This window comes from Rubrobacter tropicus, assembly GCF_011492945.1.
GTDB classification, from domain to species: Bacteria; Actinomycetota; Rubrobacteria; order Rubrobacterales; family Rubrobacteraceae; genus Rubrobacter_D; species Rubrobacter_D tropicus.
This window is the reverse complement of the sequence record NZ_CP045119.1, coordinates 1,396,518-1,422,367: the sequence shown is the minus strand read 5'-3', so window position 1 is coordinate 1,422,367 and position 25,850 is coordinate 1,396,518. Positions and strand designations below refer to the sequence as shown.

Genomic DNA, 25,850 nt, shown 5'->3' with positions numbered 1-25,850 from the left:
CCCACCACGCCCGTCACGAGGGCGAACGGAAGGGCGACCCTGGCCCCGGCGTAGTACCGTTCCCGAGGGTTTGCCGCTTCCCCGCCTTGCTTCACCCCAGATGTTCGACCCAAGAGACCATCCCCCATCGCGTTGTGCAGATTGACCGCCCTACGGTTCGGCGACGACCTCATAGTGCTCCACCCCCGCCTCGAAGTCGAGGAGGAACTTTTCGTCCCCGGGGCAGTATCTCGCCTTCTCCGGGTCGGGGCCGGCGAGCTTCACGGTATTCGCCCCGGGTTCCCAGAACGAGACCGTCAGAGAGTGGGCCCGGTCGGCTTCGATCCTGCGCAGCACGTAGACGCCCCGGTTCCCCTCAGCGGCGCGGTAGTCGAGGTACTCGTCGGGCTTCACCGCGGCCGTCACGCCGTGCCAGATCCTCGCGATCATGCCCCCTCCAGACTTCCGCTTTGCGACGGCTGGCCGCGCTCTCCCAGTCATCGACCCCGGCGGGGGATCCTGTAGAACGGCAACGCCGCCTTCGTGCCCAACAGGTGCACCAGCGCGCGCCAGAAGCCCACGCGTCCTCCACCGCCTTCCGAAGACACGGGTATCCTCCACCCGCGTCCGGCCCGCCAGTACCCGGCCTCTCCCGGGTAATCCGCGCCCGTCACCGACTCCGCGAGAACTTCGGACGCCCCGAGATCCCGCGCCAACCCGACCGCCCCGGAATAGAGCGCCCGCGCCGTCCGACGCTCACCTTCCCAGGGATCTACCACCAGCAGCCCCAGAAGTAGCCGCTTCGACTCGGTCCTGTAGCGCACCGCGCCGAGTAGTCTCTCGTCTTTCTCGGCAACGATGAACCGCTCCTCGAAAGCGACCCACCGCGGCATACCGTTTAGCTGCAAGAGGTCGGCGACCGCCTCCTCGTCCGCGGCCATCCCCCAGCGAACCCCGATGCCTGTCCCAACCCTCTTCTCAGCCCCGGCCGCCCCCGCTATCCGGGCGAGCCGCATACCCTCAGCCTCCTCGATTAGCTCCCTACGCCGCTCCTTCGCCAACTCGATGTCCATCATCCCGTACACCGCTCACCTCCGGGCAATGCGCCTGCTGTATAATTGCCCTATTCGACTAGGACAATTGTAATTGACATAGCGACATAGGACAATAGGATAATTCATGGATTTGCGGATAAATTTGAAGAGTCGGGTACCGGTGCATTTGCAGCTGGAGCAGCAGATAAAGCACCTCATCATGACGGGCGGTTTCGAGGTCGGGGGCCGGCTGCCGAGCATCAGGGCGATGGCGGGTTACCTGCGCATCAACCGCAACACGGTGGCGCGGGTATTTTCAGACCTCGAACGCGAGGGGTTCGTGGAGAGCCGCCGCGGCAGCGGGATGTACGTGCTGGAGCCGCCGGTGGACGCGATCGAGATGAAGGACGACGTTCTCGACCGGGTGATGGACCTCGCGGCGGCGCAGGGGTTGCCCGTGGAGGATTTGGCCTACGCGCTCCTGGCCCGGTCCGGCGCCGAGCCGCGGGAGAAGGCGAAGATCCTCTTCGTCGAGTGCACGCGGGAGGCGCTCGACCAGTTCTCGGACGAGCTCGAGGCGCAGTTGCCGGTGGACGTGGAGAGGGTGCTCCTGGAGGACCTGCCAGGGCGGCTCTCGGAAGACGGGGAGACGCCCTGGGCGATGGCAGTCACGACCTTCTTCCACGTCCACGAGGTGCAGGACCTCGTGGAGCCCCTGGGGGTGGAGACCGTGGCGCTCCTGGCTGAGGCAAACCTCGAGAGCCTGCGCCGCCTGACCGACCTGCCCGCCGGGACCACCGTGGGCGTCGTGGGATGGGGTCGGACGTGCATGGAGAACCTCTCCCGCTCGCTCGAAGGCGCCGGCCTCGACCACCTCGAGTTCGTGCAGTCCTACGTGGACCGGGACGCAAAAGAGGCCATCCCGGACCTGCACGGGTGCCGGGCGGTCGTGTGCGCCAGCATAACGGCCCGCAGGCTGCGGGAGCTCGGCGTGCCGGAAGACCTCGAGATCATCGAAGAAGACCAGACCCTCGACAAGGGCGGCGTCGAGATGCTGGGCCGCATGCTCCGCCGGGCCCAACCACCCACCCCTTGAAGCGGATCGCCCCTACGCCGACCGCACGTTGAAGCGGTTCATGGCCGCTTCGGCGCCCTCCTCCAGCACGGCCTCGACCGCGTCGGCGGCCAGGGGAAGGGCATCCTTTACCGCCGAGTCCATCCGGCCCAGGACGAAGTCCGTTACCGTGATACGGGACCCCTCGGGGGGGCGGCCTATGCCGATGCGGACGCGCGTGAAGTCCGGGCCTATGTTCTGGATCGTCGAGCGGAGGCCGTTGTGGCCGCCCGCACCGCCGCCGACCTTGACCCTGACGGTGCCGGGGTCGAGGTCGAGGTCGTCGTGGACGAGGATGAGGTCGTCCGCCCGTCGGCCCGCCAGCGCCGAGCCCGAGAGGTTCATGAACGTCGTTGGTTTTAGCAGGGTGACGTTCTTCGGGCCGACGGAGACTTCGGCCGTCTCGGCCTTCTTCTTCCGGCGCCAGGAGCCGCCGTGGCGGCGGGCCAGCTCCTCGACGACGAGGTAGCCGGCGTTGTGGCGGGTGCGTTCGTAGGAGCGGCCGGGGTTTCCGAGGCCAACGACTACGGGGGACCCGGAAGGCCCCCCGCCGTCATTTCGCCCGAAAAAGGAGCGCGCGAGCCGCAGGTTACCCGTTCTCCCGCTCTTCGCCTTCCTCGGCGGAACCCTCGTCGCCCTCTTCGGCCTCCTCACCTTCGGCCTCTTCGCCCTCGGCAAGCTCCTCGTCGGACTCTTCCTCGACGATGCCGGCGGCCTCCATCTCCTCGTCCGTGATCTCCGTCGGCTGGGTCACCGTGGCGGCCACTTCCTCCGGGTCGGAGAGAAGCTCGACCCCCTCCGGCAGGGACAGGTCCCCCAGCGTGAGGTTCTCGTTCATGCCGAGGGGCGTGACGTCCAGCGTGATCTCCTGCGGGATGTCCCCCGGCAGGGTCTCGACCTGGATCTCGTACGCCACCTGCTGCAGCACGCCGCCCTCCTCGGAGCCGGCGGCCTCTCCGACGACCGTGAGCGGGACGGTTACCTCGATCTTCTCGCGCATGTTCACCGGCGCGAAGTCGACGTGGACCAGCAGGCCGGTGACGGGGTCCCGGTGGGCGTCGACGACGCGGGCCGTCGCGTTCCCGGAGCCGAGATCTATGTCGTAGAGGGCGTTGTCCCCGAAATGGGTGAGGGTGTAGTCCAGCGTCCTCGTCTCGACCGCGAGAGACGTGCTCTCCCCGTCGCCGTAGAGGATCGCCGGGAGCATCCCGGAGGCCCGGAGGCGCCGGGCGGCGTTCTTGCCCCGCTCGTCGCGCTCCCTCGCCTGCAAAGTTACGTTGTCCGCCATCTCTTTCTCCTGACCTCTCTCAGAAAAGTTGGTTCTCGCCCATAAAGACCTCGCTCACCGACTCGTCCGTAAAGACGTTCTTTATGGTGCTCGCGAGGATGGGGGCGATAGTAAGCGTCTTGATCTTAGACCGCGGCTGGTCGCTCTTCAAGGGAAGCGTGTCCGTCACGACCACCTCTTTTATGCGAGACTCCTCGATCTTGCGGTACGCCTCCCCGAGAACTCCCGTGCGTGGCCGCCGCCCAGACCTCGGTGGCCCCCTCCTTCTCCAGGCGCTCGGCCGCGTTCACGAGCGTCCCGCCGGTGGCGATGATGTCGTCGATCATGACTACCCTCTTGCCGGCCACGTCGCCTATGACGTGCGTAACCTCCGAACGCTCGGGACCCTCGCGCATCTTGTTCACGATGGCCCACGGCAGCCTGAGGTGCCCCGCGAGCTGCTTGGCGACCTTGACCTCGCCCGTGTCGGGGGCCACCACGACCGCGTCGTCCGCGTCCTTGAAGCCCTGCTCCACGAAGTAGTCGACGAAGGTGTGCATCGCCGTCAGGTGGTCGACCGGGAAGGTGAAGTAGCCCTCGATCTGGCCCGTGTGCAGGTCCATCGTCATCACGCGTTCGGCTCCGGCGGCCTGGATCATGTTGGCGACGAGCCTCGCTGTTATGGGCTCGCGCGGCTTGGTCTTGCGGTCCTGGCGAGAGTAGGCGTACCAGGGGATGACGGCGACTATGCGCTTCGCCGAAGCCCTCTTGGCGGCGTCTATCATGATGAGGAGCTGCATCAGGTTCTCGTTGACGGGCTCGCACAAGGACTGGACGATGAACATGTCAGCCCCGCGCACGCTCTCCAGGTAACGGGCGTAGAGCTCCCCGCCGGGGAACTTGACGAGCTCGACCCCGCTCAGGTCCATGTCCAGCCGGTCGGTTATCTTCTCGGCAAGCTCGGGGTAGCCCTGGCCGCTGACGATCATCAGCCGCTTCTCCGTGGTCTGCGTCAGGTGGCCGTTGTGCATCACCGCGTTAGTCCCCCTTCTCCATCGTTCATCTCTCGCTTCCTCCGGCTCTGCGGTGATTCCTTGATGGCGCGCGCCGGCGCCCCGACGGCGAGCCTCCCCGGCGGGACGTCCTTGCTGACCACGCTCCCTGCCCCTGTGTAGGAGTCCGCCCCAATTGTAACCGGCGCTATAAGGTTCGTGTTGACGCCCGTGAACGCCCCGTCCCCGATGCTCGTCCTGCTCTTGTTCTGCCCGTCGTAGTTGGCGGTTATCGTGCCGGCCCCGAGGTTCGCCCCCTCCCCTATCTCCGTGTCCCCGATGTAGGAGAGGTGCGGGACCTTGCTCCCCTTGCCGACCCGCGTGTTCTTTACCTCGCAATAAGCGCCGACCTTCGAGCCGGCCTCGAGCACCGTCCCCGGCCGCAAGAACGAGTAGGGGCCGACGGTGACGTTCTCCCCGACCACGGCGCCCCGTCCGACCGAGTGCTCGACCTGGGCGCCGTCGCCGACCTTCGTGTCTAGCAGGTCGGCAGAGGGCCCGATCACGCAGTCGGAGCCGATCTCCGTGTCGCCGCGCAGGAAGCTGCCGGGCAGGATCACCGTGTCCCGGCCGATCTCGACCGACGCCTCTATGTGCGTGCTGGCCGGGTCCCTGACCGTCACCCCATCCCTCATGTGCGCGTCCAGGATCCTGCGGCGCAGGATCTCCTCGGCCCTCGCGAGCTGCGCCCGGTCGTTGACGAGGTTCGCCTCCTCCGGGTTCTTGAGCTTGTACGTGACCGCCCGGCTCCTCCGCCCGATGGTCTCGAGCACGTCCGTCAGGTACAGCTCGCCCTGGTCGTTTCCGGATTCGAGGCCCGCTATGGCGTCCCGGATCTCCGCCAGCTCGAACGCGTAGAGCCCCAGGTTGACGAGCCGGTTCTTCCGCTCGGCCTCGCTGGCGTCCCGCTCCTCGACGATCCTGACGACCCCGGCCTCCTCGACGACCCGCCCGAGCCCGCTCGGGTCTTCGAGCTTCGCCACCAGCACCGTCGCCCCGACCCCCGCGGAACGGTGCCGCTCCAGAAGCTCCCCGAGCGTCCTGTCGGAGACGAGCGGCCCGTCGCCGTTGACGACCAGCAACACGCCATCCTCCTGCCCTTCCAGGGACTCCAGCGCCACCCGCACCGCGTCCCCCGTGCCCCGCTGTTCTTTTTGAAGGACGGGCGTGGCGTCGGGGGGAAGTACCGCCTCCACCAGGTCGGCCTGGTGTCCCACGACGACGAAGAGCCCCTCGGGGAGGAGGGGCCTGGTCGCCTCTATAACGTAGTTGACCATCGGGACGCCGCAGAGGGTGTGAAGCACCTTCGCCCGGTTGGACTTCATCCGGGTCCCCCTGCCGGCCGCCAGGACGACGGCGAAGATCGGCGAGCTCTCGGGCATCGGTCTGCGCTACTCCTGTTCGTTAGCCTCTCGTCGCGCCCCGGGGCTGGGGCGGCAGGATTCGAACCTGCGATCCCGGGACCAAAACCCGGTGCCTTGCCTCTTGGCCACGCCCCAAAACCGCAACGCTCCGCGACGCCGCAAGTATACCGAAGCCCCCCTGGCCCGTCAGACCCCGGAAGACCCAGAAACCGCCGGATGCCCGGCTCACGTCCGTATAATCCTTGCATACCCCTCAGGCAGGACGATATCGTCCAACTCGTCAAGACCGAAGAACCCCACCTCCGAATGCTCCGCGCTACACGCCATCTCACCACCCCCCCAACAAAGCACCCGTAAGCCAAGATCAGCACGCGCGATTCGGGCAATACCTCGAAGACCCACGCGTCGAGCAGCGGCCCCACCCCGGCTTCGAGGTTCAACTCCTCCAGGATCTCCCTGGCCACGCATTCTTGTGGGGTCTCGCCGTCTTCCAGCCTGCCGCCCGGTAGCTCCCATTCCCCGCGTTCGTTCCGAAGCAGGACGACCATCCCCCGCTCCAGGAGCACCCCTTTGACCGAGACCGGGAACGCCTTCTCCAGGCTAGATCTCCTCGACCCCACGGGAGACAGGCGCGCAAACGCCCGTGAACGAGGCTTCGATCTTTCCTCTCGCCCGCTCGGCGGCCTCCTCGTCGCGGAACAGCCCGTAAACGGCGCTCCCGCTGCCGGTCATGGAGGCCCCGAGTGCGCCCGCTTGCAGGAGTTTTTCCTCAAGCTCCGCGACCTCAGGCAGCTCTTCCTTGGTGAAATAGGCGAGGTCGTTGCCGAGCGCCCCGGCGAGCGCGGCCAGGTCGCCCGAGCGTAGGGCGGCAAGGACGCGGTCCGCGGAGTCCACGCTCGGAACGGGAGCCGCGTCGTAAGCCCGGTAGACCTTCCCGGTGTCGGCCCCGCGGGACGGTTTGGCGATTAGGAGCCGGTGATCCGGCGGCGCGGGAACGTTGGTCAGAGCCTCTCCGACTCCCTCCGCGAGCGCGGTCCCGCCGGCGAGGCAGAACGGCACGTCTGCCCCGATCTTCGCACCGACGATCCCGAGCTCTTCGGCCGACAGGCCGAGGCCGAAGAGCTCGTCCAGGCCGAGCAGGACCGCGGCCGCGTCAGAAGACCCCCCGCCGAGGCCGGCGCCTGCCGGGACGTTTTTTGTGAGCGTCACCCTGGCCGGAAGCTCCGTGTCACAGAGCTCGCCGAGCAGGCTCCGCGCCCGGTACGCCGTGTTCTGCTCCAACGTCCCTATCCCGAGGTTCTCCGGCTCGACCAGCAACTCGAACCCGCTCCCGATGCGCTCCACCGTCACCCCGTCGGCGAGCGAGACGCTCTGCAACACCGTCCTCAGCTCGTGGTACCCGTCAGGTCGCACCCCGACCACGTCCAGGGCGTAGTTCACTTTCGCAAAAGCCTTTAGCCTGATCTTCCGCCTCACAGCGCCCACGAGAGCGCGCGGTAGAGCCCGACGAAGTCCTCGGACGACAGCTCCTCGGCCCTGGCGTCCGGCCCGTGACCGAGTGAGACGAGGGCCCGCGGGGCCCCCGCCCGAGCCGGTTCCGGCAGGTTGTTGACGAGCCGCTTGCGGCGGCTCTTGAAAGCGCCGAGCACGAGGCCCTTCACCCGGTCGTAGTCCTTCGGCGGCTCCCTGCGCTCCATCTCCACGACCGCCGAGTGTACGCGGGGAGGCGGGTCGAAGACCGTGGGCGGGACTTTGTGCAGGATCTTGACCCCGGCCAAAAGCCCAACCAGGACCGCGTAAGAGCCGTAATCCTTGGTCCCCCGCGTCGCGGCCATCCTGCGGGCCACCTCCAACTGCACCATGAACCGCAAGGTCCGAAGGTTCGTTACCCGTTCTAACAACATCAGCACGAGCGGCGAGGCGACGTTGTAGGGGAGGTTGGCGACCATCCTGTTCGGCGCGGGGTCGAGACTCGAATAGTCGAAGCGCAGGGCGTCGCCCTCGTGAATTCGGACGTTGCCAGCCGCGCCCACGGCCCTGCGCAGGGCGGGCAGCACGTCGGGGTCCAGCTCGACGGCGTGGACAAGCTTCGCCCTCTCGGCCAGAAAGCCCGTCAAAAAGCCGCGGCCCGGCCCGATCTCCAGCACAACGTCCTCGGCCCCGACGCCGGAGGCGACTATCCTGGCCGTGTTGGGGTCCTTCAGGAAGTGCTGGCCGAGCTTCTTCTTCGGCCTGCCGGAATCAGGCACCCCCGCTCACACCTCTTCCAGCGCCGCCCGCAAACCGGCGACGAACACCTCGAACTCGTCGGGACGGAGCCGGATCGGCTCCGTCCCTTGCGGATCTATCGGCCCGCCTTCGAAGCGGTCTCCAGCGTAACGGGGAAAGAAGTGCGCGTGCAAGTGGGGAATGGTGTTGCCGTGGATCTCCACGTTCATCTTGACGGCCCCGGTGACGCCCTGGAGAGCGCCGGACACGGCGCGCATGTCCCTCATAAACCCCTCGGCCTCGGCGATTTCGAGATCTTGTAGCTCGACGGCGTGCCGCCTGAGGACCAGGCAGCAGTAACCGTGGAGCGGCTGCTCCGGCTGGGTGGTGAGGTAGCCGGTCTCCAGCTCCGCGATAGCGCCCGGCGGTTTGCCCTCCAGGCAGATCGGGCATCCATCGCCGCTGAGAAGTTTCCCCCACTCTTCGGAATCCGTCCACTTGCCCACGCGGCGCTCCGCTCACACTTCGGGCGGCAGGCCGTAGAAGTTACGGGCGTTGCGGGTGGTGAGGGCGGCGAACTCCTCGTCTTCGTACCCGAGCCGCTCCGCCACGAAGGCGGCCGTGTGGACCACGTTCTTCGGCGCGTTCTTAGTGCCGCGCAGGGGTTGGGGGCTCAGGTAGGGGGCGTCCGTCTCGACGAGTAGGCGGTCCGGGTTTATGAGACGCAGCACTCTGGCCGTCTCGTTGTTCTTGTAGGTGATGTTTCCGGCGAGGCCCACGTAGTAGTCGCGCTCGGTCGCCTCGCGGACCTCGCGGTCGCCGCCCTCGAAGCAGTGGAGGACGACGGGCACGCGGGCGCTCCCGAGGCAGGCCATCGTGTCGGCGAAGGCCTGCCTGGAGTGGACGACGAGCGGCAGCCGCGCGTCGTTGGCGAGCGAGATCGCCTCCTCGAACAAGGCCCGCTGCACCTCCTTCGACCACTCCGATCGATAGTAGTCCAACCCGACCTCGCCGAGCGACACGATCCCGGGCGACTCCGCGAGTTCCGCCAGCGCCTCCAGATCGGCGGACGTGTGGGTCCCCGCGTTGTGCGGGTGTATCCCGGCCGCCGAGTACACGTTGGGCAACCGGACCGCGAGCTCCGCCCCGCGCCGCGAGTCCTCGATCTGGGTCCCGATGTTCACCACGATCCCGACCCCGGCCTCCGCCGCCTCCCCGACCGCGTCCTCGGGCGAAATTTCGAGCCGCAGAAGGTGCGTGTGCGAGTCCACCAGCATTTAGCCCATCCCCTCTCCCCCGCCAGACGTCAGCGGGCCGCATTATACAGAGCACCGCCGACCGGCGATGCTACAGAGGTCCGACCGAAAGCCCCACCAGCTTCTCCCCATCGTACTCGCAGCGGTACTCCATCGGCCTGTCGCTTTGGATGAGATCCGGTAGAAAACGCGGTATGTTGCTGACGACGGCCCCGTTCTCGGGGTCGCACACCCAGTCCAGGGTCTTCCAGGACAGCAGTCCCTCCGGGGTCTCCCGCGCCCCTTCCCGGGCCGATCCGGGCCGCAGGTCCGCGACGAACGCGTGCATCCCCGTGCTCGGACCGGTCGGGTCCACGCCGGCCGCCCACCGAACCGCGCCCCCGAAACGCACCCTTTCCGTCTCCCGGAGATCGATCCCGGCCTCCTCGAACACCTCGCGTCGTATGCTTTGCAGCGGCGTCTCGCCGGGAGAGATCTTGCCGCCGAGCCCGTTCCACAACCCCATGTTCGGCGGCCTGGTCCTGAGCAGCATGAGGACGAGGTCCCCACACCGGCAAAAGCAGATGGTGTACGGGACCTCCACCGCCGTTCCGCTAACCTTTCGCCACCCGGTCGTAGACCTCGCCCTTCTTGAACCCGGCCTCCCTTGCCGCCCGCGCCGCGGCCCTCGAAGGGCTCTCGCCTCCGGCCACGTACTCCCGCGCCCTCCCCACGGCGTCTTCCAGGCTGCCCGCGACGTTTGCCGCGCCACCCCTCACTACGAGCACGATCTCCCCCTTGACGCCCTCCTCGAAATGCTCCGCGGCCTCGACCGCCGTCCCACGATAGACCTCCTCGTGCAGCTTGGTGAGCTCCCTGCAGACGGCCACCCGGGCCCCCGGCGGAAGCTCCGCCAGCGTCTTGCCGATCCGGTGCGGGGACTCGTAGACCACGAAGGTAGACTCTTCCCCGGCGATTCGGGACAGGATCTCCGTCCTCTCCCTGCCCTTGCGCGGGAGAAAGCCGAGAAACGTGAACGCGTCCGACGGTAGTCCGGAGACGGCGAGCGCCGTGACGAGCGCGGACGGGCCGGGCAGGACTTCGACCTTTACGCCCGCCTCTATGCAGGCGGCGACGAGCCGGTAGCCGGGGTCGGAGACGAGCGGGGTCCCCGCGTCGGAGACGAGTGCCACGCGCTCGGTCTTTGCCCGTTCGGCGAGGTCCATCGCCAGGCGTTCCTCGTTGTGTTCGTGGTAGGAGACGAGGGTCTTCTTTATCTCGTAGTGGGCGAGCAGGCGCCCGGTGCGGCGGGAGTCCTCGCAGGCTACGAGGTCGGCCTCGCGCAGGTAGCGGAGGGCGCGAAGGGTGATGTCTTCGAGGTTGCCTATGGGGGTCGGGACGACGGCCAGGGGCACGGGCTAACCGCCGAGCGCGTACGCGCCGTCGGTGTTTCGGGCGAGGGCGGCGGCCCCGAGTACGCCGGATTCGGGGCCGAGGGTGGCTTCTTTGACCTCGACCAGGTCGCGGGAAGGGGGGCGGGCGCGGAGCCGGATCTCGCGCCGCGCGGAGGCCAGGATCAGGTCCCCGGCCTCCATCGCGCCGCCGCCTACCGCCACGACCTCCGGGTTGAAGACGTTGACGAAGCCCGCGAGGCCGATGCCGAGCCACCTGCCCGTCTCTTCGAGCACGGAGAGCGCCACCCCGTCCCCCTCCCGCGCGAGCTCCGTGACGTCCTCCCCGAGCAACCCCCGCCGCGCGGCCAGGCGGCCCAGGGCCGAGCCCGGGTTTTCGACGGCCGCCTCCCTGGCGCGGCGGCCTATGGCGGTGCCCGAGGCGAGGGCTTCCAGGCAACCGCGGTTGCCGCAGGCGCAGCGGGGGCCCGTGGCGTGGACGGTGACGTGGCCGAGCTCGCCGCCGGAGCCCTGGGCGCCGCGCAGGAGGGCGCGGTGCGAGATCACACCTCCCCCAATCCCGGTCCCAAGCGTCAGAAAGACGAGGTCATCGACCCCGCTCCCCGACCCGAACCGGAACTCGCCCCACGCAGCGGCGCTCGCGTCGTTCTCGATGGTGAGCGGAAACCCGACCTCGGGCCCGACCCGCTCCTTGAGCGGGATGCCCTCGATGGCGGGCAGGTTCGGGGAGAAGACGACCGTGTCTTTCTGCGCGAGAACGAAGCCCGGAACGGCGAGGCAGACCCCTGCCACGTCTTTGCCGCTCCCGACCTCGTTTATGGCCCGGACCATCGTCTCGACGAGCTTATCGGGAGAGCGCGGCGTCGGGTAGCGGACCGCCGCGAGGACCTCGCCCTCGGGGGAGACGACGCCGGCGGCGATCTTGGTCCCGCCCACGTCCACCCCGACGGCGTTCAAAGGCTACCTCACGTCCACTATCTCTAGCTCGGCCTGCCCGGAGTACCGGCTGCGGGAGACGGTGTAGGCGGCGTCGAAAAGCCCGTCCGGCAGGTCGTCGGGGTCTCCCGCCATCCTGGCCTTGACGCCTCCGGCGAGGCTCACCAGGTTCATGCCCTCCCAGAGTTGTCTTGAGCCCTCGATCCGCAAGCCCTCGCTCGCGAAGACGGGCCTGTGGTTGCCGCTCCCGAAAGGCGCGAGCTTCTCGTGCCAGTCGAGCAGGCCGTTCTGCACGCTAGCCAGTGCTATCTCCGCGTCCACCTCGAGCGCCGGGACGAAGACCTCGGGGTCCTCCGCGTGCTGCGCCCGCACCGCTTCGTTGACGCCCGCGACGAACTCGTCGAACTGCCCGGGGTTCACCGAGAGGCCCGCGGCCTTGCGGTGGCCGCCCCATTCCCCCATCAGGTGCCTGACGGAGAAGAGGGCGCCGTAGAGGTCGACGTCCGTGTCCCCGGCGCGCGCCGAACCGCCGTAGGAACCGTCGGCCCTGCGGTGCAGGATCGCCGCCGGCCGACCCGTCGCCCCCGCGACCCTTCCGGCCACCAGCCCGGCCAGCCCGCCCGTCTCGTCCGTGACGACCACCTTGAAGTCCTGGTCCGGGTCGACCTCCTCCATCGCCCGCTCGACGGCGTACCGCGTCCGGCGCTGGCGCTCGGAGTTGAGCTGGTTGAGCTCCCAGGCTATGCGGGTCGCCTCTTTGGGATCTTCGGTGAGCAGGAGGTCGAGGGCGGGGCGGGGGTTCTTGATCCTGCCGATGGAGTTGAGCCGCGGCCCGAGCTTCCACCCGAGGTCCTCCTCGTTTAGCTCCCCGCGCACCCCCGCCGCCTTGACGAGCGCCTGGATGCCGGGCCTCGCGATGCCAGCCGACAGCCCCCGGTTCATGTGCTTGAGGCCCATCGTGGCGAGCGCCCGGTTGTCCCCGACGAGCGGCGCTATGTCCACCACCGTGCCCACGGAGACGAGGTCGAGCAGGCGCCCGAGCCGTTTCTTGCCCTCCGCGTCCCCGAGCTCGCGGGCGACGGCCCAGGCGAACTTCCAGGCCACGCCGACACCGGCGAGAGGATCGTCCGGGTCCCAGAGCTTCGGGTCGAGCACGGCGACGGCCGAGTCGGGCGGGTCTTCGGGCGGGATGTGGTGGTCCGTCACGATCACCTCCATCCCGAGCTCGTTCGCGAGCGCCACCTCCCTGCGGTTCGAGATGCCGCAGTCGGCCGTGACGAGCAGGTCCACCCCCTCGGCGAAGAGGTCCCGAACGTAGGGTTCCCTCAGGCTGTATCCGGTCTGGCGGGTGGGCAGGGCGACCGTCAGGTTGTCCGTGTAGTTCGAGAGCGCCAGGTAAAGCACGGCCGCGGAGGTCAGGCCGTCGGTGTCGTAGTCGCCGAAGACCCCGATGCGCTCGCCGGCCTTTATGGCCTTGGCCACCCGCCTGGCCCCGACCCCCCACGGCTCCTCCTCGGGCATACCTATAGCCTTCAACGAAGGCGCGAGAAAGGCCGCGGCGTCCTCCGGGTTTACGTCCCGGTTCGCCAGCACGCGGGCGCAGAGCCGGTCCACCTCGGCAGCCCGCGCGAGGTCGTCGACCGCCCCACTATCCGGCTCAAGAAAACGCCAGCGCGCCAACCAGTCCTCCACAAGCTAGAAACCCGATCCCAGATCATCGTCATTATACAAAGAGGGTATTAGGCTACAGGCTTCAGGGGTGCGCGATCGGGGCTTTACACCGCCGACCACCCCTGAAGCCTGAAAGCCCGCGAAGCGGGCGACCTGTAGCCTCTAGACCAGCGGGCTCAAAGAGGCGAGGACGCGTTCGACCACCTTCGCGGGGAGGGGGCGGCGGTCCCATTCTTCGGCCGTGATCTCACGCGCGTTCGTCTTGTCGAGCTCGAACATCCTCTCCATCTGGTCGGCGAGGTCTTCGCTGTAGACCTCGAGGTTCGTCTCGTAGTTGCCGAGCAGGCTGTAGCGGTCGATGTTCGCCGTGCCGACCGTCGACCAGACACCGTCTATGGTGGCTGTCTTGGAGTGGATCATCATGTGCTTGTAGAGGTGGATCCTGACCCCCGCCTCCAGAAGCTCCCTGAAGTGGCGTCTGGCGAGCCAGTCGGCCGTTACGTGGTTGGAGTGCTCGGGCACGAGAACCTGCACGTCCACCCCCCTCTTGACCGCCTCTATGAGGCCGGCGCGCATCGCCCTGTCGGGGATGAAGTAGGCGTGGGTCAGGTAGATGTGGCTGTTGGCGCGGTCTATCGCCTCGATGTACATGGCCCGTATGGGGAACATCCTCATGAACGGGTCGTTCCTGTGGAACATGGTGTCCGAGTTCCACGCGCGCTTCCCGGCAAGCCCGAGCTCCGGAAGGCCGGCGGTACGGTGGTCGTTCCAGAAATCGACGAGGTCGTTCTCGATCTCGCGGGCGTCGGGCCCCTCGATGCGGATGTGCGTGTCGCGCCAGCTCTCCGCGTAGAGCGAGCCGATGTTGTAGCCGCCGACGAAGCCGATCTCCCCGTCCACGCTCATGATGTGCTTGTGGTACCGGAAGACGTTGCGCGGGTTGGCGAGGTTCTCGGGCCCCCAGAGCGGCCGGAAGTGGAGCGTGTTTATCTCCTTTGGGAAGTCCTTGAACTCGGGGGAGACGAAGACGTTGGCGAGGCCGTCGAAGATCACGCAGACCAGGACCCCCTCCCGCGCCTTCTCGGCCAGCGCCTCCACGAATCGCTTTCCGACCTCGTCCCCCTTCCAGATGAAGGTGCCGACGTAGATGCTCTTCTTCGCGTTTCGGATGTCCTCGAGCATCGCGTCGTAGAGCTGGACGCCGTAAGGGTAGAGCTTGAGCCTGTCCCCCCCTTTCAGCGAGACCTCCGGCTGGTCCTCCCAGGGAAAGCCCCCCTGCGGGCCCGCGCGGCGCTTGCGCAGTTGCGCCATGGCCACCAGCACGCCGACGACGGCCGCCTGCACCGCCGTCAGGGCGAGAAAGAGCCTGAAAGCCAGCCTTCGCAAGTCAGAGAACGTCCGTCCCAGGGAAAGGTTCATGGCACGGATTATAGCGGCGGGGTCCCTCTTCTCCCTACCGGCGCCTGAGCCGGGAGACGAAAGCCCTGGCCTCCTCGGCGGCGCGGTGCTGGATCTGCTCCATCTCCTCCTGCCCGACCTTCTGCCCGCCCCGCTCGAAGTACAGCATCGTGGAGCGGCCCATCGCCACCGTGCCGGCGTACCCGATTGCCGCGGCCGCGGCCCATCCCCCGACCGGCACCACCTTCACCACCTGCCGCGTCAGGGCCCGCAACCCGAACCCCGCCGCGAGCACCCCGAGAAGTTCCCGCGCCCGCTGCAGCGAGAGCTCTTCCCCGTAGGCCGCGGCCAGGTGCAAGACCATCCTCGCCTGGTTCGCCGTCATGACCGGCATGTCGGCGCCGGGGATCGGCAGGAGACCTATCACCGCGTTCTCGCGGGCGTTCTTGCGGATGATCCGCTCGCACGAGGCCCGCCTGAGGGCCGGATAAGCCTTCGCCAGCGGCACCAGGTAGTCCTCGTCCAACGCCTTCACGATGCGGGGCGCAAGCTCTTCCGTGGCCCCCGGCGGCGGCAGCGGTATCTCGCCGGGGTCCTCGGCGGCCTTGCCGGAGAGCGAGATCTCGTCTCCAGAGACGGTCAGGATCACCTCGGCCTTCCTCATGTTCCGCTGCGCCCCGAGAAGGTCGGCCAGCTCCCCCGTGCGCGGCGAGTCGCCGACCACAGCGAGCGTCGCCCGCTCCCGGCTCGCCTTGCGCGTCTCGGCAAAGACCTTGTACAGGTTCCTTAACCCCATCATAAGCGTGTCCTCCTCCGCGACCAGCGGGCGGAGCCCCTGCCGGGACCCCGAATTGATAAATGACCCTTTTAAGATATATTACGTGCAGGCTACGGAAGGGTTCCAACCTAAAATCTCCGGAGAGAGAGTTTCTTGCAGCCACAGCGCGATCTGCGGGACATAGAGGAGATACAAGGGCTATTCGAAGCCGGCCAAGAGACCGGCACCCTGGAATCGAGCGAGGTGCTCGAACTCCTCCAGGAAGTGGATCTCTCGACAGACGAGATCCAGCAAGTCTACGGCCTTCTTCGGGAACACGGCGTCGAGGTGGTGGACGCGGGTTTTCTCACAGAGACGCTGCAAGAGGACGAAGACACCCAGCTCGTCGAAGAGGTACTGGAGGCCGACCTGAAGAGCCGCTACACCGGCGACGCCGTCCAGATGTACCTCGACGAGATCGGCAAGACCCCCCTCCTCACCAAAGCGCAAGAGGTCTACCTCGCCCGGCGCATAGAGCGCGGGGACCGTCGGGCCAAAGCGCACCTGACGAAGGCAAACCTCAGGCTCGTCGTCTCCATAGCCAAGAAGTACGCAGGCCGCGGCGTCTCTCTTCTGGATCTGATCCAGGAGGGCAACATCGGCCTGATGCGCGCCGTCGAGAAGTTCAACCACCGCAAGGGCTTCAAGTTCTCGACGTACGCGACTTGGTGGATCCGCCAGGCCGTCACCCGCGCCATCGCGGACAAGGGCCGCACGATCCGGGTGCCGGTCCACATGGTCGAGAAGATCAACAAGTACTACCGCGTCCAGCGCAGCCTCGCGGCCCAACTGAACCGCGACCCCTCGGACGAAGAGGTCGGCGCCATCATGGAAGTAGACGCCGAGGAGATAGTCCGCATCCGCCGCGTCTCCCGCCGCTCCATCTCCCTCGAAACCCCCGTGGGCGAAGACCACTCCTCCGAACTCGGCGACTTCATAGCCGACGAGGACTCGGAATCCCCCCACGACCTCGCCAAGTCCTCCCTGCTAAAAGCGAGGATGCGCGAGGCCCTCAGCAGCCTCCCCGAACGCGAACGCATGGTCCTCGAATACCGCTTCGGCCTCACCGGCGGCCAACCCAAGACCCTCGAAGAGGTCGGCGAGCGCTTCGACGTAACCCGCGAGCGCATCCGCCAGATACAACTCACCGCCCTCGCCAAGATAAAGAGCAGCCCCCACGCCGCGGGGCTCAGAGACCTGCTCGATTAGCACGCCCGCTTCGCGGGCTTTCAGCACGCTCCAGCCCTCGGCTTCCGCTTTCAGCACGCTTCGGGCCTGCTCCGCAGGTCCTCGCTCTCAGCGGTCAGCTATTTACCGTCGAGGGCCCGACCGGGCCGCGAGTCGCGCGTCGGTTCAGATGTCGCGAAGCCGTAACGCGCCAAGACGATTGGCTGATAGGCTGAAAGCCCTCGGAGAGGGCGTGCTGACGAGGCGCGAAGCGCCGGGCTGACAAGCGGAGGCGTAAGCCGGAGCGTGCGCGACGACCGAAGGGAGGAGCCCGCTATTCCTCCCCGCCGGGGCCCCTGTCCCCGGGCCTGGTCTCGTCGCTGCCCGTGCCCCCGGGGCGGTTCTCGTTGCGCCCCGTGGCCCGTCCGGAGATCACGGCGAAGAGTATGATCCCGAGGATCGCCAGCGGGATCAAAAGAAGCAAGGATACGATGGCGATGCTCACTGGCCGCCCTTTCTCGAGCGTACAAAGGTCGCCGGGTCTAGCCCGACGACCCCATACTACCTTATGCGGGGTTCTACCGTTTAGCGGCTTGGCGACTGGGCCCCGGGGCCGCCGAGCTCCCCGCGCTCCACGATCTTCGCGAAGTTCTGCAGGTCCTCCTTGAGGTTCCGCTCGGGGTTCGAGAGGACGTTCGCGACGGCCTCGCCGACGGCGCCGCCGGGCGGGTCGGAGTAGTTCATGGTTACGTCGACGCGGGTGCGTCCGGGCGCGACCTCCTCGAAGCGGGCCTCGCCGCTGGTCGAGACGTCACCGTCCACCGTGTTCCAGCCGATGCCGCGGCCAGGGTCCATCTCCGTGGTCTTCGCGTCGAACTGAACGGTCTTGCCGAGCGGACCCTTCACCTTCCAGTGGCTCGTGTCCTGCCCCGTCATCCTCACCTCTTCGACGTTGGACATGAAGCTCGGGAAGTTCTCGAAGTTGGACCAGTAGGCAAAGACGTCCTGCAATGGCGCCTGGAGCTCGATGCTTTCGCGTACCTGCTGTGCCACGGTTATCCCTTCTGTAGTCAGTCGATCTCGCCCGAGAGCATCGGATACGGGCGCGTTTCTTTAAGTGAACGGGGCTACTGATCAGGCATCTGCTCGAAAGCGGCGCGTAGCTGCGCGTCCCTCTCGAAGGCCTCTTCCCTGGACAAGTTCCTCAAGTCGCTGGGCGAGACGGCCTCGTCCCCTTTCTCCGGCGGGACCGTCACGTCGGGCTCTATGCCGGTCTCCCGGATAAAGTCGCCGTCAGGCGTGAGCCACTCGGCGACGCCGAGCAGGATGGAAGAGCCGTCGTCCAGCTCGAACTCGGAGAGGACGGTCCCCGTTCCGAAGGTAGTCTGCCCGACGACGGTGGCGCGGTCGTTGTCCCGCAAAGCGCCGGCCACGATCTCGGAGCTCGAAGCCGAACCCTCGTTTACGAGCACCACCAGCGGCGCGTCGGTCAGGCCGGGCTCCCCCTCGACCTCTACCTCCTCGCGCCCGTCGGAGGCGTCCTTGCGGACGTAGGCGACGCTGCCGGGTTCGAGGAAGAAGCCGGCGACCTCGACCGCCTGGTCCAGCCTCCCTCCGGGGTTGTCCCGGAGATCCAGCACGAACCGCTCGGCGCCGGCGGCCTTCGCCTCACCGAAGGCGTCCCGCAGCTCTTCGGCGGCGTCGTTGGAGAAAGAAGAGAGGAGGACGTGGGCCACGTCCGTGCCCTGAATGCGCGCCCAGGAGACCACGGGCGAGTCTATCTCCTCGCGCCGCAGGTCGAAGACCCGCTCTTCGCCGTCCCGCGAGACCGTCAGCTCGACCCTCGTTCCTTCGGGCCCCTTGACCTTCGAGACGATCCCGGAGATCTCCTCACCCCGCACGCCCTCGCCGTCCACGCCGACCACCACGTCCCCCGACTCGACCCCGGCCTCCTCCGCGGGAGACCCTTCTATCGGCGCCGAGATGACGACGTCGTCCCCGCGCATCTCCAGCTGCACCCCGATGCCGACGTAGGTCCCGGAGAGCCCGGCCTGGTTCTGTTTGCGCTCCTCCGGGGTCAGAAAGCGCGTGTGCCCCTTGTCGCCCAAAGTGTCGAGCATCCCCTCTATGGCCCCGCGCGTCTGCTTCTCTGGGTCAAGGGCCCCCTGGTCCACGTAATCGTCCCTGACGACGTCCAGCGCCTCGGCGTACAACTCGAGGCTCTCCCGGTCCCGCTCCTGCAGAGAAGCCGGGCTCTGGGACCGCCCCACGTAAAACGCCCCCGCCGCCGTGGCGACCAGAACCACGGCGAACGCAAGCAGGCGCCACGCCCCGCCGCCACGCCTGCCAGCCTTATCAAAGCTCCCGAACACGCAAAGATTGTACTAGCAAGCCGTCAGCAATCAGCCCTCAGCCCTCAGCCACGCCGCGCAAAGCGCGACCGCTACGGGAACAAGATCCGAAGTACCTCCGGCAAGAAGCTTTTCTCCGGACGACAGAATCTTTCGCCGTCCTCCGAGAAGCTGACGGCTGATTGCTAAAAGCTGACAGCTATTCGACGCGGTATGGCGTGCTCGTGGCTGCATCGTCTATCCTCTGCCCCTCTTTTACGGGGAAGAAGCAGGCGGCGCGGTGGTCTTCGCTCTCCTGGGGCTCCAGGGGCGGCTCGTTCTGTTTGCAGTAGTCCTGGGCGCGGGGGCAGCGGGTGTGGAAGTGGCAGCCCGAAGGCGGGTTGGCGGGACTCGGCACGTCGCCGGTCAGGACCACGCGCCTGCGCTCGCGCTCCTTGCGGGGGTCCGGGACCGGGATCGCCGAGAGGAGCGAGGCGGTGTAGGGGTGGCGGGGGTGGTCGTAGAGGTCCTTGCGGTCGGCGACCTCCACGATCTTGCCGAGGTACATGACCGCGACCCGATCCGAGATGTGCTTCACGACGGAGAGGTCGTGGGCTATGAAGACGTAGGTGAGGTCGAACTCTTTCTGGAGGTCCTGGAGCAGGTTCACGACCTGGGCCTGGATCGAGACGTCAAGCGCGCTCACCGGCTCGTCGCAGATTATGAGGCGCGGGTTCAGCGCTATGGCCCTGGCGACCCCGATCCTCTGGCGCTGGCCGCCCGAGAACTCGTGCGGGTAGCGGTTGTAGTGCTCGGGGCTGAGGCCGACGACCTCGAGGAGTTCCTGCACCCGTTTCTTGCGCCCGGGGCCATCGCCGACGTCGTGCGTTTTCAGGGGCTCGGCGATGATGTTGCCCACGGACATGCGGGGGTTCAGGGAGGCGTAGGGGTCCTGGAAGATGATCTGCATGTTGCGCCTGACGCCGAGCATCCGCTTGCGGTCGAAGCCGAGGATGTTCTCGCCGTCGAACAGGACCTCGCCCTCAGTCGGTTCGAGCAGGCGCAGGACGAGGCGGGCGAGCGTGCTCTTGCCGCAGCCGGACTCGCCGACGAGGCCCAAAGTCTCGCCCTTGCGGATGGCGAGGTCGACCCCGTCGACCGCCTTGACGTGGCCCACCGTCCGCCTCAAGACGCCCGCCTTGATCGGGAAGTGCATCTTCAGGTTCCGCATCTCCAGCAGGTTCTCGGCGGGACGACCGTTCGGGCTCCCGTTCGTGGCCACGGCCTCGGTCATCCCCCGACCCCCAGCTCCTGGTCCACGCGGCTCTTGCTCGCTTCTATCTCCTCCACAGAGAGGATGCACGCCGCCTCGTGGCCCGGCTTCTTCTCTTCTAGCGCGGGGTCCACCGTGCGGCACTCGTCCTTGGCGAACGGGCAGCGGGGGTGGAAGTTGCAGCCGTCGGGGAGGAAGATCAGGGACGGCGGCGTACCCTCTATCGGGAGCAGCCTCACCTCGCCAGCGGTGTCGAGGCGCGGCAGGCTCCGAAGCAGGCTCCACGAGTACGGCATCAGCGGGTCGTAGAAGACGTCGTCGGTGGTCGCCTGCTCGACGGCGCGGCCCGCGTACATGACCATCACCTTGTCGGCTATCTGGGAGACGACTCCGAGGTCGTGCGTGATCATGACGATCGCGGTGCCGTACTTCTCCTGCAAGTCCACCATCAGCTCCAGGATCTGGGCCTGGATCGTCACGTCGAGCGCCGTCGTAGGCTCGTCGGCTATGAGGACCTTCGGGTTGCACGAGAGCGCCATCGCGATCATGGCCCGCTGGCGCATCCCGCCGGAGAACTGGTGCGGGTACTCTTTCGCCCTGCGCTCGGGGTTGGCTATCCCTACGTCTTTCAGAACCTGGACGGTCTTCTCGGACGCCTCGGACTTCGAGACGTCCTGGTGGATGCGGATGGCCTCCCGGATCTGGTTTCCGACGGTAAAGACCGGGTTGAGGCTCGTCATGGGGTCCTGGAAGATCATGGCTATGTCGTTGCCCCGGATCTCTTGCATCCTCTTCTCGGGCACCTTGAGGAGGTCCTGGCCCTCGAAGAGGATCTCACCCTCCGGGTACGAGGCGGGCGGCTTGGGGTTTAGCTGCATGACCGAGAGCGCCGTCACGCTCTTGCCGCTCCCGGACTCCCCCACTATCCCCAGGGTCTCTCCGGGCTCCAGCGAGTACGAGACCCCGTCCACGGCCTTGACGACCCCGTCCTGGGTCGAAAAGTGCGTCTTGAGGTTGTTCACCTCCAGCATCGCCACCGGACTACGCCTCCTCTCCCGGACGAACCCCACGACTCCCGCGAAGACTACAGCAGCGGCGGCGTCCCGGCCAGCGCATCCAGCTCACCCCTTCCCCCTCATAAACTCCAGCACGGCCCGGTCCACGTACCCCCGCGCCTGCTCCCGCTCCTCGAAGTTCTCCGTACCGATAAAGGCCGCAAGGGCCCTGAAAAGATCCTCATCGTCCGGGTCCTCTTCCCGCAGGTACCCCAGGCTCCGCAGCGAGGCGACGACCTGCCCGCGCACGCTCCCGTCTATCGCGACTACGTCCCCTGGCCCCGTCTCCCCGAAGTACAGGGTGTGGAGGTCCCGGATGCGCGCCAGCTCCGCAACCGGCTCGGGGTGGTCGTCCACCCGCAGGTCTATCGCCCTGTCGTTATCCCCGCCGTACCCGCCGCCCTCGCGCACGACCAGCAACGCCGCGGACTGCTTCCCCGCGAATCGCCCCCCGCCTCCTGCCCCGCCGCGAGCGCGGCCAGCAGCCGCGAGGCGAGGTCCCCCCGGTCCCCTCGTAGGCCCGCGCCATCGCCTCGACCGTCTCCCGCCCGACGAGGATGTTCCCCTGCGCGGCGTAATGCTCCCCCGTAACGCCCCCCGCCCAGTCGAAGCACTCGGAGCCCGTGTACGTGGCGCTCCGACCTCTCGCATCGACGACGCCCACTTGCCGGTGCCCGCGGTCCTCGTCCGCCGAGGTCAGGGCCTCGACGGTCTCTTCGGCGGTCTTTCCTTCGGCCATGAGGTCCAGGCCCCGTGGGCCGTAGTTGAAGTTGGCCATCGCCTGGGTCGCGACGGCGCCCACGCCCGCCCGCGCCCACGGCACGACCGAGCCGACGGCGAGGAACTTGGACTGGACGGCCACGCCTAAAGAGTCGGTCTCGGGGTCGAAGGCGGCGATGGAGAAGGTGGCGACTATCTCTCTCAAAGACGGGCTCGCTCTCTAGTCGTAGGTTCTGGGATCGAGGGCCTCGCGGACGCCGTCGCCGAGAAGGTTGAAGCCGAGAACGGCGAAGAAGATCGCCATGCCAGGGAAGAACGCCATCCACCAGGCGGTCGTCAGGTAGGACTGGGCCTGGAAGAGCATCGAGCCCCAGCTCGGCTGGCCCGGCTCCGCCCCGAGCCCCAGAAAAGAAAGGGTGGCCTCGGCGATGATGGCGTAACCGACGGCCAGGGTAGTCTGGACCAGCAAGGGGGGCAGGGAGTTCGGGAGGACGTGGCGGAGCATGATGCCCAAGTGGCCGGTGCCTATGGCGCGGGCGGCGTCCACGTAGTCCAGGGAGCGGACCGTGAGGACCTGGGCGCGCGTGATCCTTACGAACGCGGGGACGAAGCCTATGCCGATGGCGATCATCGCGTAGCCGAGGCCGCCGCCCAGGATCGCGGCTATTACGAGCGCCAGGATCAGAAACGGGAATGCCTGGAGGCTGTCGACGACGCGCATCACTATCCACTCGTCCCAGATCCCGCGAAAGTACCCGCTCGTAAGACCCACCGGGACGCCGATCAGAAGGGCTATGCCGACGGAGATCAGGGACGAGTAAAGCGAGATCCTGGCCCCGAAAACCACCCTGGAGAACACGTCGCCCCCCAGAGAATCCGTCCCCATCAGCCCGCCCACCCCCGGCGGCTGCAGCGTGAGCCCGTAGTCCTGGGCCTGCGGGTCGGACGGCGCTATGACGGGTGCCAGGAGGGCCGTGAGCAGCATGATCGCGACGATGACGAGACCTACGACGGCCAGCTTGTTGCGCTTGAACCGCCGCCAGAAACCCGCCAGCCGCCTCTCGCGCGGCTGGATGGCCTGCGTCTGGGAACCCTCTGCGGTGACGGCTTCGCTCATCCTCTAGCCCCTGCTGCCCGCGGAGATGCGCGGGTCTATGAACGCGTAGAGCGTGTCGACCAGCACGTTTACGAGGACCACTATCAGGGTGATGGTCAGCACGGCCCCTTGCACGGTAGTGAAGTCCCGCTGCTCTATCGAGTCCACGACCAGCCGCCCGAGACCGGGGAGTTGGAAGACCGTCTCGGTAACCACCAACCCTCCCAGGAGGCCCGCGATCTGGAGCCCGCTCGCCGTCACGAACGGCACCAGGGCGTTCCTGACGGCGTGCCGCATCACAACGACCCGCCTGCTGAGTCCCTTGGAGAATGCCGTCCTGACGTAGTCGGAGCCGAGCTCCTCCAGCAAACTGCTCCTGAGCATTCGGGTAAGCTCCGCCGACTCGCGCAGGCCGGTGGCGAAGACGGGCAGGATCATGGCCGTTATGTTGGCGACGGGGTCCTCGAAGAACGGCTCGTAGCCCGAGGCCGGCAGCCACCCGAGGCTCACCGCGAAGATTATTATGAACATCATCCCGAGCCAGAAGTGAGGGATGGAAATCCCGCCGAGGGCGACACCCGTGCTCACGTAATCCACCCACGTCCCCCGCCGGCTCGCGGAGAGGATGCCGGCGACCACGGCTATCGTCAGGCTGACCAGGAAGGTGCCCAGGGCAAGCTCTATCGTCACGGGCAACCGCTGGAGGATGATGCCCGAGACCGGCTCATCGTCTATAAGGGACTCGCCGAGGTCACCGCGGAGGACGCCGCCGAGCCAGTCGAGGTACTGGGACGCTATGGGGTCGTTCAAGTTCAGGCGGTTGCGCATCTGCTCCTTGGCCTGCTCCGTGGCCTCGGGGCCCAAGATCACCGTCGCCGGGTCGCCCGGTATGAGGTTGATCATGGAAAAGCAGATGACGCTGACGATGAACAGGATCGGCAACGTCAACAGCAACCGCCTGACCAGGAACGCCACGCCCCTCCTCCCCTACTGCTGCTTGCTCACGTTCGCGAGCCGCAAGATCCCGTCGGGGTAGGCCGTGAAGCCCTTGACGTTCGACTGCATGGCGAAGTCCGTCGTCGTGTTGGAGTGGTAGAGGTAGACGTACGGGACGTCCTCGTGCAGGATCTCCATGGTCTGTGTGTACAGCTCCTTGCGCCTGGCCTCGTCGCTCGTCGTGCGCGCCTCGTTGAGCAGATCGTCCACCTCCGGGTTGCTGTAGCCGGAGTCGTTGAAGTCGCCGTCGGTCGTCATGAAGTCGTAGATGTTGAGGTCGGGGTCGATCCTGCCGCTCCAGCCGAGGTGCAGCGCCTCGAAGTCACCGCTGGTGGAGTCTTCCAGCAGCGTCCCGAACTCGAGCTGCTCCAGCTTGACGTCTATGCCCGCGGGCTTGAGGTTGTTCTGGATGACCTGCCCCATCTGCTGGCTTACGGGCGAGGGGTCGGTCTTGTAGGTGAACGAGAACCCGCCCGGCTCCCCGCCCTCTTCGAGGAGCCTCTTGGCCTCCGCGACGTCCCGCTCGGGGTAGGAGTCGCTCTCCTCGCTGTAGGCGAAGGAGGCTTTGGAGAACGGCGAGTTCGCCGGCGTGCCGCCGACGTTACGCAAGACCGCCTTCACTATGGCGTCGCGGTCCACGAGATGATAGACAGCCTGCCTGAGCGCCTTGTTGTCGAAGGGGGGCTGGCGGGTGTTGAGGAAGAAGCCCTGGTAGCCGAGGCCCGGGATGGAGGAGACCTTGTAGTCGCCGCCCTCCTGGAGGCTCTTGAAGTTCACGAACGGGATGGAGTCGATCATGTCGAGCTCGCCGCTCTGCAGGTTCTGGTACTGGACGTTCTCGTCGTCTATGCCGTTGTAGACGATCTCGTCGAGCTTGGGCTGGCCGTCCTTCCAGTAGTCGGGGTTCTTCTTGACGGTGATGTGATCCCCGCGCACCCGCTCCACGAACTCGAATGGCCCCGTCCCGACCGGCTTCTTGGAGACGCGTCCCCCGCCCTCTTCGATAGCCTTCGGCGAGACCATGATCCCGGCACGGTCCGTAAGCACGGCCAGGAACGGGGCGAAGGGCCTCTCGAGCGTGACCCGCACCGTGGATTCGTCAACGGCCTCGACCGACCGTACGGGCTCTATTTCCGTGCTCCTTACGGAGTCGTCTTTCTGGTAGCGCTCCAGGTTGAACTTGACGGCCTCGGCGTCGAACGGTTCGCCGTCGTGGAACTCGACGCCCTGGCGGAGCTTGAAGGTGTACTCTTTCCCGTCGTCGGAGACCTCCCAGCTCTCGGCGAGCATCGGCACGATTTCGCCGTTCTCGTCGATGTCGACGAGCCTGTCGTAGATGCTGGACATCACCTGCCGGTCCACGTAGGCACTGGAGAGGTTCGGGTCCAACTCGGGCGGCTCGGCCTCCAACCCGACCTCCAGCGTACCGGGAGGCGTGTTCGACTGCGTCTCCCCCCCACCGCCGCCACAGGCCGCGGCCAGGGACAATACGCCAGCCAACAACAAGACTACACCGACACGAACAAGCTTCATCTTCCCCCCGAAATCTCCCGATCGTCCCGACCCTCACCGGCCGGCTATTCCCTATGCGCAACGTAGCAGGCGCCCGAACCTGGGTCAACCCTTTTTCCGTATACGTCCGTCACGACCAAAATGTAAGCGACGCGCCGCAATCCCGGCATCGTCCCAAACGCCACCACTCGCACGCCCGACAATCCGCCGGCAG

27 protein-coding genes, 1 tRNA gene and 2 pseudogenes are annotated in these 25,850 nt (G+C 67.0%); 2 read left to right on the top strand and 28 right to left on the bottom strand.

Features of this window, described 5'->3' with window-relative positions; all coding sequences use genetic code 11:
- Nucleotides 1-150: 150 nt before the first annotated feature.
- Together GBA63_RS06900 and GBA63_RS06895 are read right to left on the bottom strand one after the other, a co-directional pair.
- The gene (locus GBA63_RS06900) at nt 151-429 is read right to left on the bottom strand and encodes an antibiotic biosynthesis monooxygenase (RefSeq protein ID WP_166174687.1); all 279 of its coding nucleotides are present in this window, start codon (nt 427-429) and stop codon (nt 151-153) included.
- 47 nt (nt 430-476) lie between these two features.
- On the bottom strand, nt 477-1,064 hold the full coding sequence (locus tag GBA63_RS06895; RefSeq protein ID WP_166174685.1) for a hypothetical protein: 588 nt from the start codon (nt 1,062-1,064) through the stop codon (nt 477-479).
- A gap of 94 nt (nt 1,065-1,158) precedes the next feature.
- Between GBA63_RS06895 and GBA63_RS06890 the strand changes: the two genes are divergently transcribed.
- Complete coding sequence (locus GBA63_RS06890; RefSeq protein WP_166174683.1) at nt 1,159-2,109, top strand: GntR family transcriptional regulator; 951 nt, start codon at nt 1,159-1,161, stop codon at nt 2,107-2,109.
- Nucleotides 2,110-2,121: 12 nt separating this feature from the next.
- Here GBA63_RS06890 and pth read toward each other — a convergent pair whose 3' ends face one another.
- From pth to GBA63_RS06810, 17 genes and pseudogenes are all read right to left on the bottom strand, one after another.
- Nucleotides 2,122-2,781, bottom strand: a complete 660-nt coding sequence (pth, locus tag GBA63_RS06885) for an aminoacyl-tRNA hydrolase (RefSeq protein ID WP_207957114.1) — start codon at nt 2,779-2,781, stop codon at nt 2,122-2,124.
- Nucleotides 2,717-3,415, bottom strand: coding sequence for a 50S ribosomal protein L25 (locus GBA63_RS06880; RefSeq protein WP_166174681.1), 699 nt, complete (start codon nt 3,413-3,415; stop codon nt 2,717-2,719). Before GBA63_RS06880 ends, pth begins: the two co-directional genes overlap by 65 nt.
- Nucleotides 3,416-3,434: 19 nt before the next feature.
- Entirely contained in the window at nt 3,435-3,584 is a 150-nt protein-coding gene (locus tag GBA63_RS24580; protein WP_207957113.1) for a hypothetical protein, read from the bottom strand.
- Complete coding sequence (locus GBA63_RS06875; RefSeq protein ID WP_266096308.1) at nt 3,541-4,425, bottom strand: ribose-phosphate diphosphokinase; 885 nt, start codon at nt 4,423-4,425, stop codon at nt 3,541-3,543. Before GBA63_RS06875 ends, GBA63_RS24580 begins: the two co-directional genes overlap by 44 nt.
- A complete protein-coding gene (gene glmU, locus GBA63_RS06870; RefSeq protein ID WP_166174679.1) occupies nt 4,425-5,828 on the bottom strand; it encodes a bifunctional UDP-N-acetylglucosamine diphosphorylase/glucosamine-1-phosphate N-acetyltransferase GlmU in 1,404 nt (467 codons plus the stop codon). Before glmU ends, GBA63_RS06875 begins: the two co-directional genes overlap by 1 nt.
- Before the next feature lie 46 nt (nt 5,829-5,874).
- Nucleotides 5,875-5,945: transfer RNA gene (locus GBA63_RS06865), tRNA-Gln, on the bottom strand.
- 329 nt (nt 5,946-6,274) lie between these two features.
- A pseudogene (locus GBA63_RS24290) lies at nt 6,275-6,358 on the bottom strand (NUDIX domain-containing protein); the annotation flags it as partial.
- Nucleotides 6,359-6,410: 52 nt separating this feature from the next.
- Nucleotides 6,411-7,286 carry a 4-(cytidine 5'-diphospho)-2-C-methyl-D-erythritol kinase gene (gene ispE / locus GBA63_RS06855; RefSeq protein ID WP_228282340.1) on the bottom strand — a complete coding sequence of 292 codons (876 nt, stop codon included), beginning with the start codon at nt 7,284-7,286 and terminating at the stop codon, nt 6,411-6,413.
- The gene (gene rsmA, locus GBA63_RS06850) at nt 7,283-8,059 is read right to left on the bottom strand and encodes a 16S rRNA (adenine(1518)-N(6)/adenine(1519)-N(6))-dimethyltransferase RsmA (protein ID WP_166174675.1); all 777 of its coding nucleotides are present in this window, start codon (nt 8,057-8,059) and stop codon (nt 7,283-7,285) included. The genes ispE and rsmA overlap by 4 nt, the downstream gene beginning before the upstream one ends.
- Nucleotides 8,060-8,065: 6 nt before the next feature.
- Nucleotides 8,066-8,524, bottom strand: coding sequence for an HIT family protein (locus GBA63_RS06845; protein WP_166174673.1), 459 nt, complete (start codon nt 8,522-8,524; stop codon nt 8,066-8,068).
- 12 nt (nt 8,525-8,536) lie between these two features.
- Nucleotides 8,537-9,295 (bottom strand): TatD family hydrolase, encoded by a 759-nt coding sequence (locus GBA63_RS06840; RefSeq protein ID WP_166174671.1) that lies wholly within the window; start codon nt 9,293-9,295, stop codon nt 8,537-8,539.
- 70 nt (nt 9,296-9,365) lie between these two features.
- Entirely contained in the window at nt 9,366-9,857 is a 492-nt protein-coding gene (locus tag GBA63_RS06835) for an NUDIX hydrolase (RefSeq protein WP_166174669.1), read from the bottom strand.
- A 10-nt stretch (nt 9,858-9,867) separates the two neighbouring features.
- Nucleotides 9,868-10,668 carry a 16S rRNA (cytidine(1402)-2'-O)-methyltransferase gene (gene rsmI, locus GBA63_RS06830; protein ID WP_166174667.1) on the bottom strand — a complete coding sequence of 267 codons (801 nt, stop codon included), beginning with the start codon at nt 10,666-10,668 and terminating at the stop codon, nt 9,868-9,870.
- A 3-nt stretch (nt 10,669-10,671) separates the two neighbouring features.
- Nucleotides 10,672-11,622 carry an ROK family protein gene (locus GBA63_RS06825; RefSeq protein WP_166174665.1) on the bottom strand — a complete coding sequence of 317 codons (951 nt, stop codon included), beginning with the start codon at nt 11,620-11,622 and terminating at the stop codon, nt 10,672-10,674.
- 3 nt (nt 11,623-11,625) lie between these two features.
- Nucleotides 11,626-13,281 carry a single-stranded-DNA-specific exonuclease RecJ gene (locus GBA63_RS06820; protein ID WP_166174663.1) on the bottom strand — a complete coding sequence of 552 codons (1,656 nt, stop codon included), beginning with the start codon at nt 13,279-13,281 and terminating at the stop codon, nt 11,626-11,628.
- A 153-nt stretch (nt 13,282-13,434) separates the two neighbouring features.
- Nucleotides 13,435-14,691 (bottom strand): phospholipase D-like domain-containing protein, encoded by a 1,257-nt coding sequence (locus GBA63_RS06815; protein WP_166174661.1) that lies wholly within the window; start codon nt 14,689-14,691, stop codon nt 13,435-13,437.
- A gap of 34 nt (nt 14,692-14,725) precedes the next feature.
- Nucleotides 14,726-15,469 (bottom strand): YcjF family protein, encoded by a 744-nt coding sequence (locus GBA63_RS06810; protein ID WP_166174659.1) that lies wholly within the window; start codon nt 15,467-15,469, stop codon nt 14,726-14,728.
- A 132-nt stretch (nt 15,470-15,601) separates the two neighbouring features.
- Here GBA63_RS06810 and GBA63_RS06805 point away from each other — a divergent pair, with 132 nt between their 5' ends.
- Entirely contained in the window at nt 15,602-16,696 is a 1,095-nt protein-coding gene (locus GBA63_RS06805) for a sigma-70 family RNA polymerase sigma factor (RefSeq protein ID WP_166174657.1), read from the top strand.
- A gap of 292 nt (nt 16,697-16,988) precedes the next feature.
- Here GBA63_RS06805 and GBA63_RS06800 read toward each other — a convergent pair whose 3' ends face one another.
- From GBA63_RS06800 to GBA63_RS06760, 9 genes and pseudogenes are all read right to left on the bottom strand, one after another.
- A complete protein-coding gene (locus GBA63_RS06800) occupies nt 16,989-17,159 on the bottom strand; it encodes a hypothetical protein (RefSeq protein ID WP_166174655.1) in 171 nt (56 codons plus the stop codon).
- A gap of 80 nt (nt 17,160-17,239) precedes the next feature.
- Nucleotides 17,240-17,707, bottom strand: a complete 468-nt coding sequence (locus GBA63_RS06795; RefSeq protein ID WP_166174653.1) for an SRPBCC family protein — start codon at nt 17,705-17,707, stop codon at nt 17,240-17,242.
- A gap of 74 nt (nt 17,708-17,781) precedes the next feature.
- On the bottom strand, nt 17,782-19,026 hold the full coding sequence (locus GBA63_RS06790; protein WP_166174651.1) for a S41 family peptidase: 1,245 nt from the start codon (nt 19,024-19,026) through the stop codon (nt 17,782-17,784).
- A 178-nt stretch (nt 19,027-19,204) separates the two neighbouring features.
- Nucleotides 19,205-20,278: an ABC transporter ATP-binding protein gene (locus GBA63_RS06785; protein ID WP_166174649.1), complete on the bottom strand. Its 1,074-nt coding sequence runs from the start codon at nt 20,276-20,278 to the stop codon at nt 19,205-19,207.
- Nucleotides 20,275-21,288, bottom strand: coding sequence for an ABC transporter ATP-binding protein (locus tag GBA63_RS06780; protein ID WP_166179892.1), 1,014 nt, complete (start codon nt 21,286-21,288; stop codon nt 20,275-20,277). Before GBA63_RS06780 ends, GBA63_RS06785 begins: the two co-directional genes overlap by 4 nt.
- Nucleotides 21,289-21,378: 90 nt before the next feature.
- Nucleotides 21,379-22,237: pseudogene (locus GBA63_RS23925) on the bottom strand (DUF1028 domain-containing protein).
- Nucleotides 22,238-22,252: 15 nt separating this feature from the next.
- On the bottom strand, nt 22,253-23,149 hold the full coding sequence (locus GBA63_RS06770; RefSeq protein ID WP_166174647.1) for an ABC transporter permease: 897 nt from the start codon (nt 23,147-23,149) through the stop codon (nt 22,253-22,255).
- A 3-nt stretch (nt 23,150-23,152) separates the two neighbouring features.
- The gene (locus tag GBA63_RS06765) at nt 23,153-24,103 is read right to left on the bottom strand and encodes an ABC transporter permease (RefSeq protein WP_166174645.1); all 951 of its coding nucleotides are present in this window, start codon (nt 24,101-24,103) and stop codon (nt 23,153-23,155) included.
- Between the two features lie 12 nt (nt 24,104-24,115).
- The gene (locus GBA63_RS06760; RefSeq protein ID WP_166174643.1) at nt 24,116-25,657 is read right to left on the bottom strand and encodes an ABC transporter substrate-binding protein; all 1,542 of its coding nucleotides are present in this window, start codon (nt 25,655-25,657) and stop codon (nt 24,116-24,118) included.
- Nucleotides 25,658-25,850 lie beyond the last annotated feature (193 nt).

What these genes read in the sequence shown, in the direction of transcription:
- GBA63_RS06880 (WP_166174681.1), bottom strand. Translation starts at nt 3,415, where the DNA reads ATGGCGGACAACGTAACTTTGCAGGCGAGGGAGCGCGACGAGCGGGGC.
- GBA63_RS06815 (WP_166174661.1), bottom strand. Translation starts at nt 14,691, where the DNA reads ATGAACCTTTCCCTGGGACGGACGTTCTCTGACTTGCGAAGGCTGGCT.
- GBA63_RS06770 (WP_166174647.1), bottom strand. Translation starts at nt 23,149, where the DNA reads ATGAGCGAAGCCGTCACCGCAGAGGGTTCCCAGACGCAGGCCATCCAG.
- GBA63_RS06840 (WP_166174671.1), bottom strand. Translation starts at nt 9,295, where the DNA reads ATGCTGGTGGACTCGCACACGCACCTTCTGCGGCTCGAAATTTCGCCC.
- GBA63_RS06810 (WP_166174659.1), bottom strand. Translation starts at nt 15,469, where the DNA reads ATGATGGGGTTAAGGAACCTGTACAAGGTCTTTGCCGAGACGCGCAAG.
- GBA63_RS06900 (WP_166174687.1), bottom strand. Translation starts at nt 429, where the DNA reads ATGATCGCGAGGATCTGGCACGGCGTGACGGCCGCGGTGAAGCCCGAC.
- GBA63_RS06760 (WP_166174643.1), bottom strand. Translation starts at nt 25,657, where the DNA reads ATGAAGCTTGTTCGTGTCGGTGTAGTCTTGTTGTTGGCTGGCGTATTG.
- GBA63_RS06780 (WP_166179892.1), bottom strand. Translation starts at nt 21,288, where the DNA reads ATGCTGGAGGTGAACAACCTCAAGACGCACTTTTCGACCCAGGACGGG.
- glmU (WP_166174679.1), bottom strand. Translation starts at nt 5,828, where the DNA reads ATGCCCGAGAGCTCGCCGATCTTCGCCGTCGTCCTGGCGGCCGGCAGG.
- GBA63_RS06785 (WP_166174649.1), bottom strand. Translation starts at nt 20,278, where the DNA reads ATGACCGAGGCCGTGGCCACGAACGGGAGCCCGAACGGTCGTCCCGCC.
- GBA63_RS06890 (WP_166174683.1), top strand. Translation starts at nt 1,159, where the DNA reads ATGGATTTGCGGATAAATTTGAAGAGTCGGGTACCGGTGCATTTGCAG.
- GBA63_RS06875 (WP_266096308.1), bottom strand. Translation starts at nt 4,425, where the DNA reads ATGCACAACGGCCACCTGACGCAGACCACGGAGAAGCGGCTGATGATC.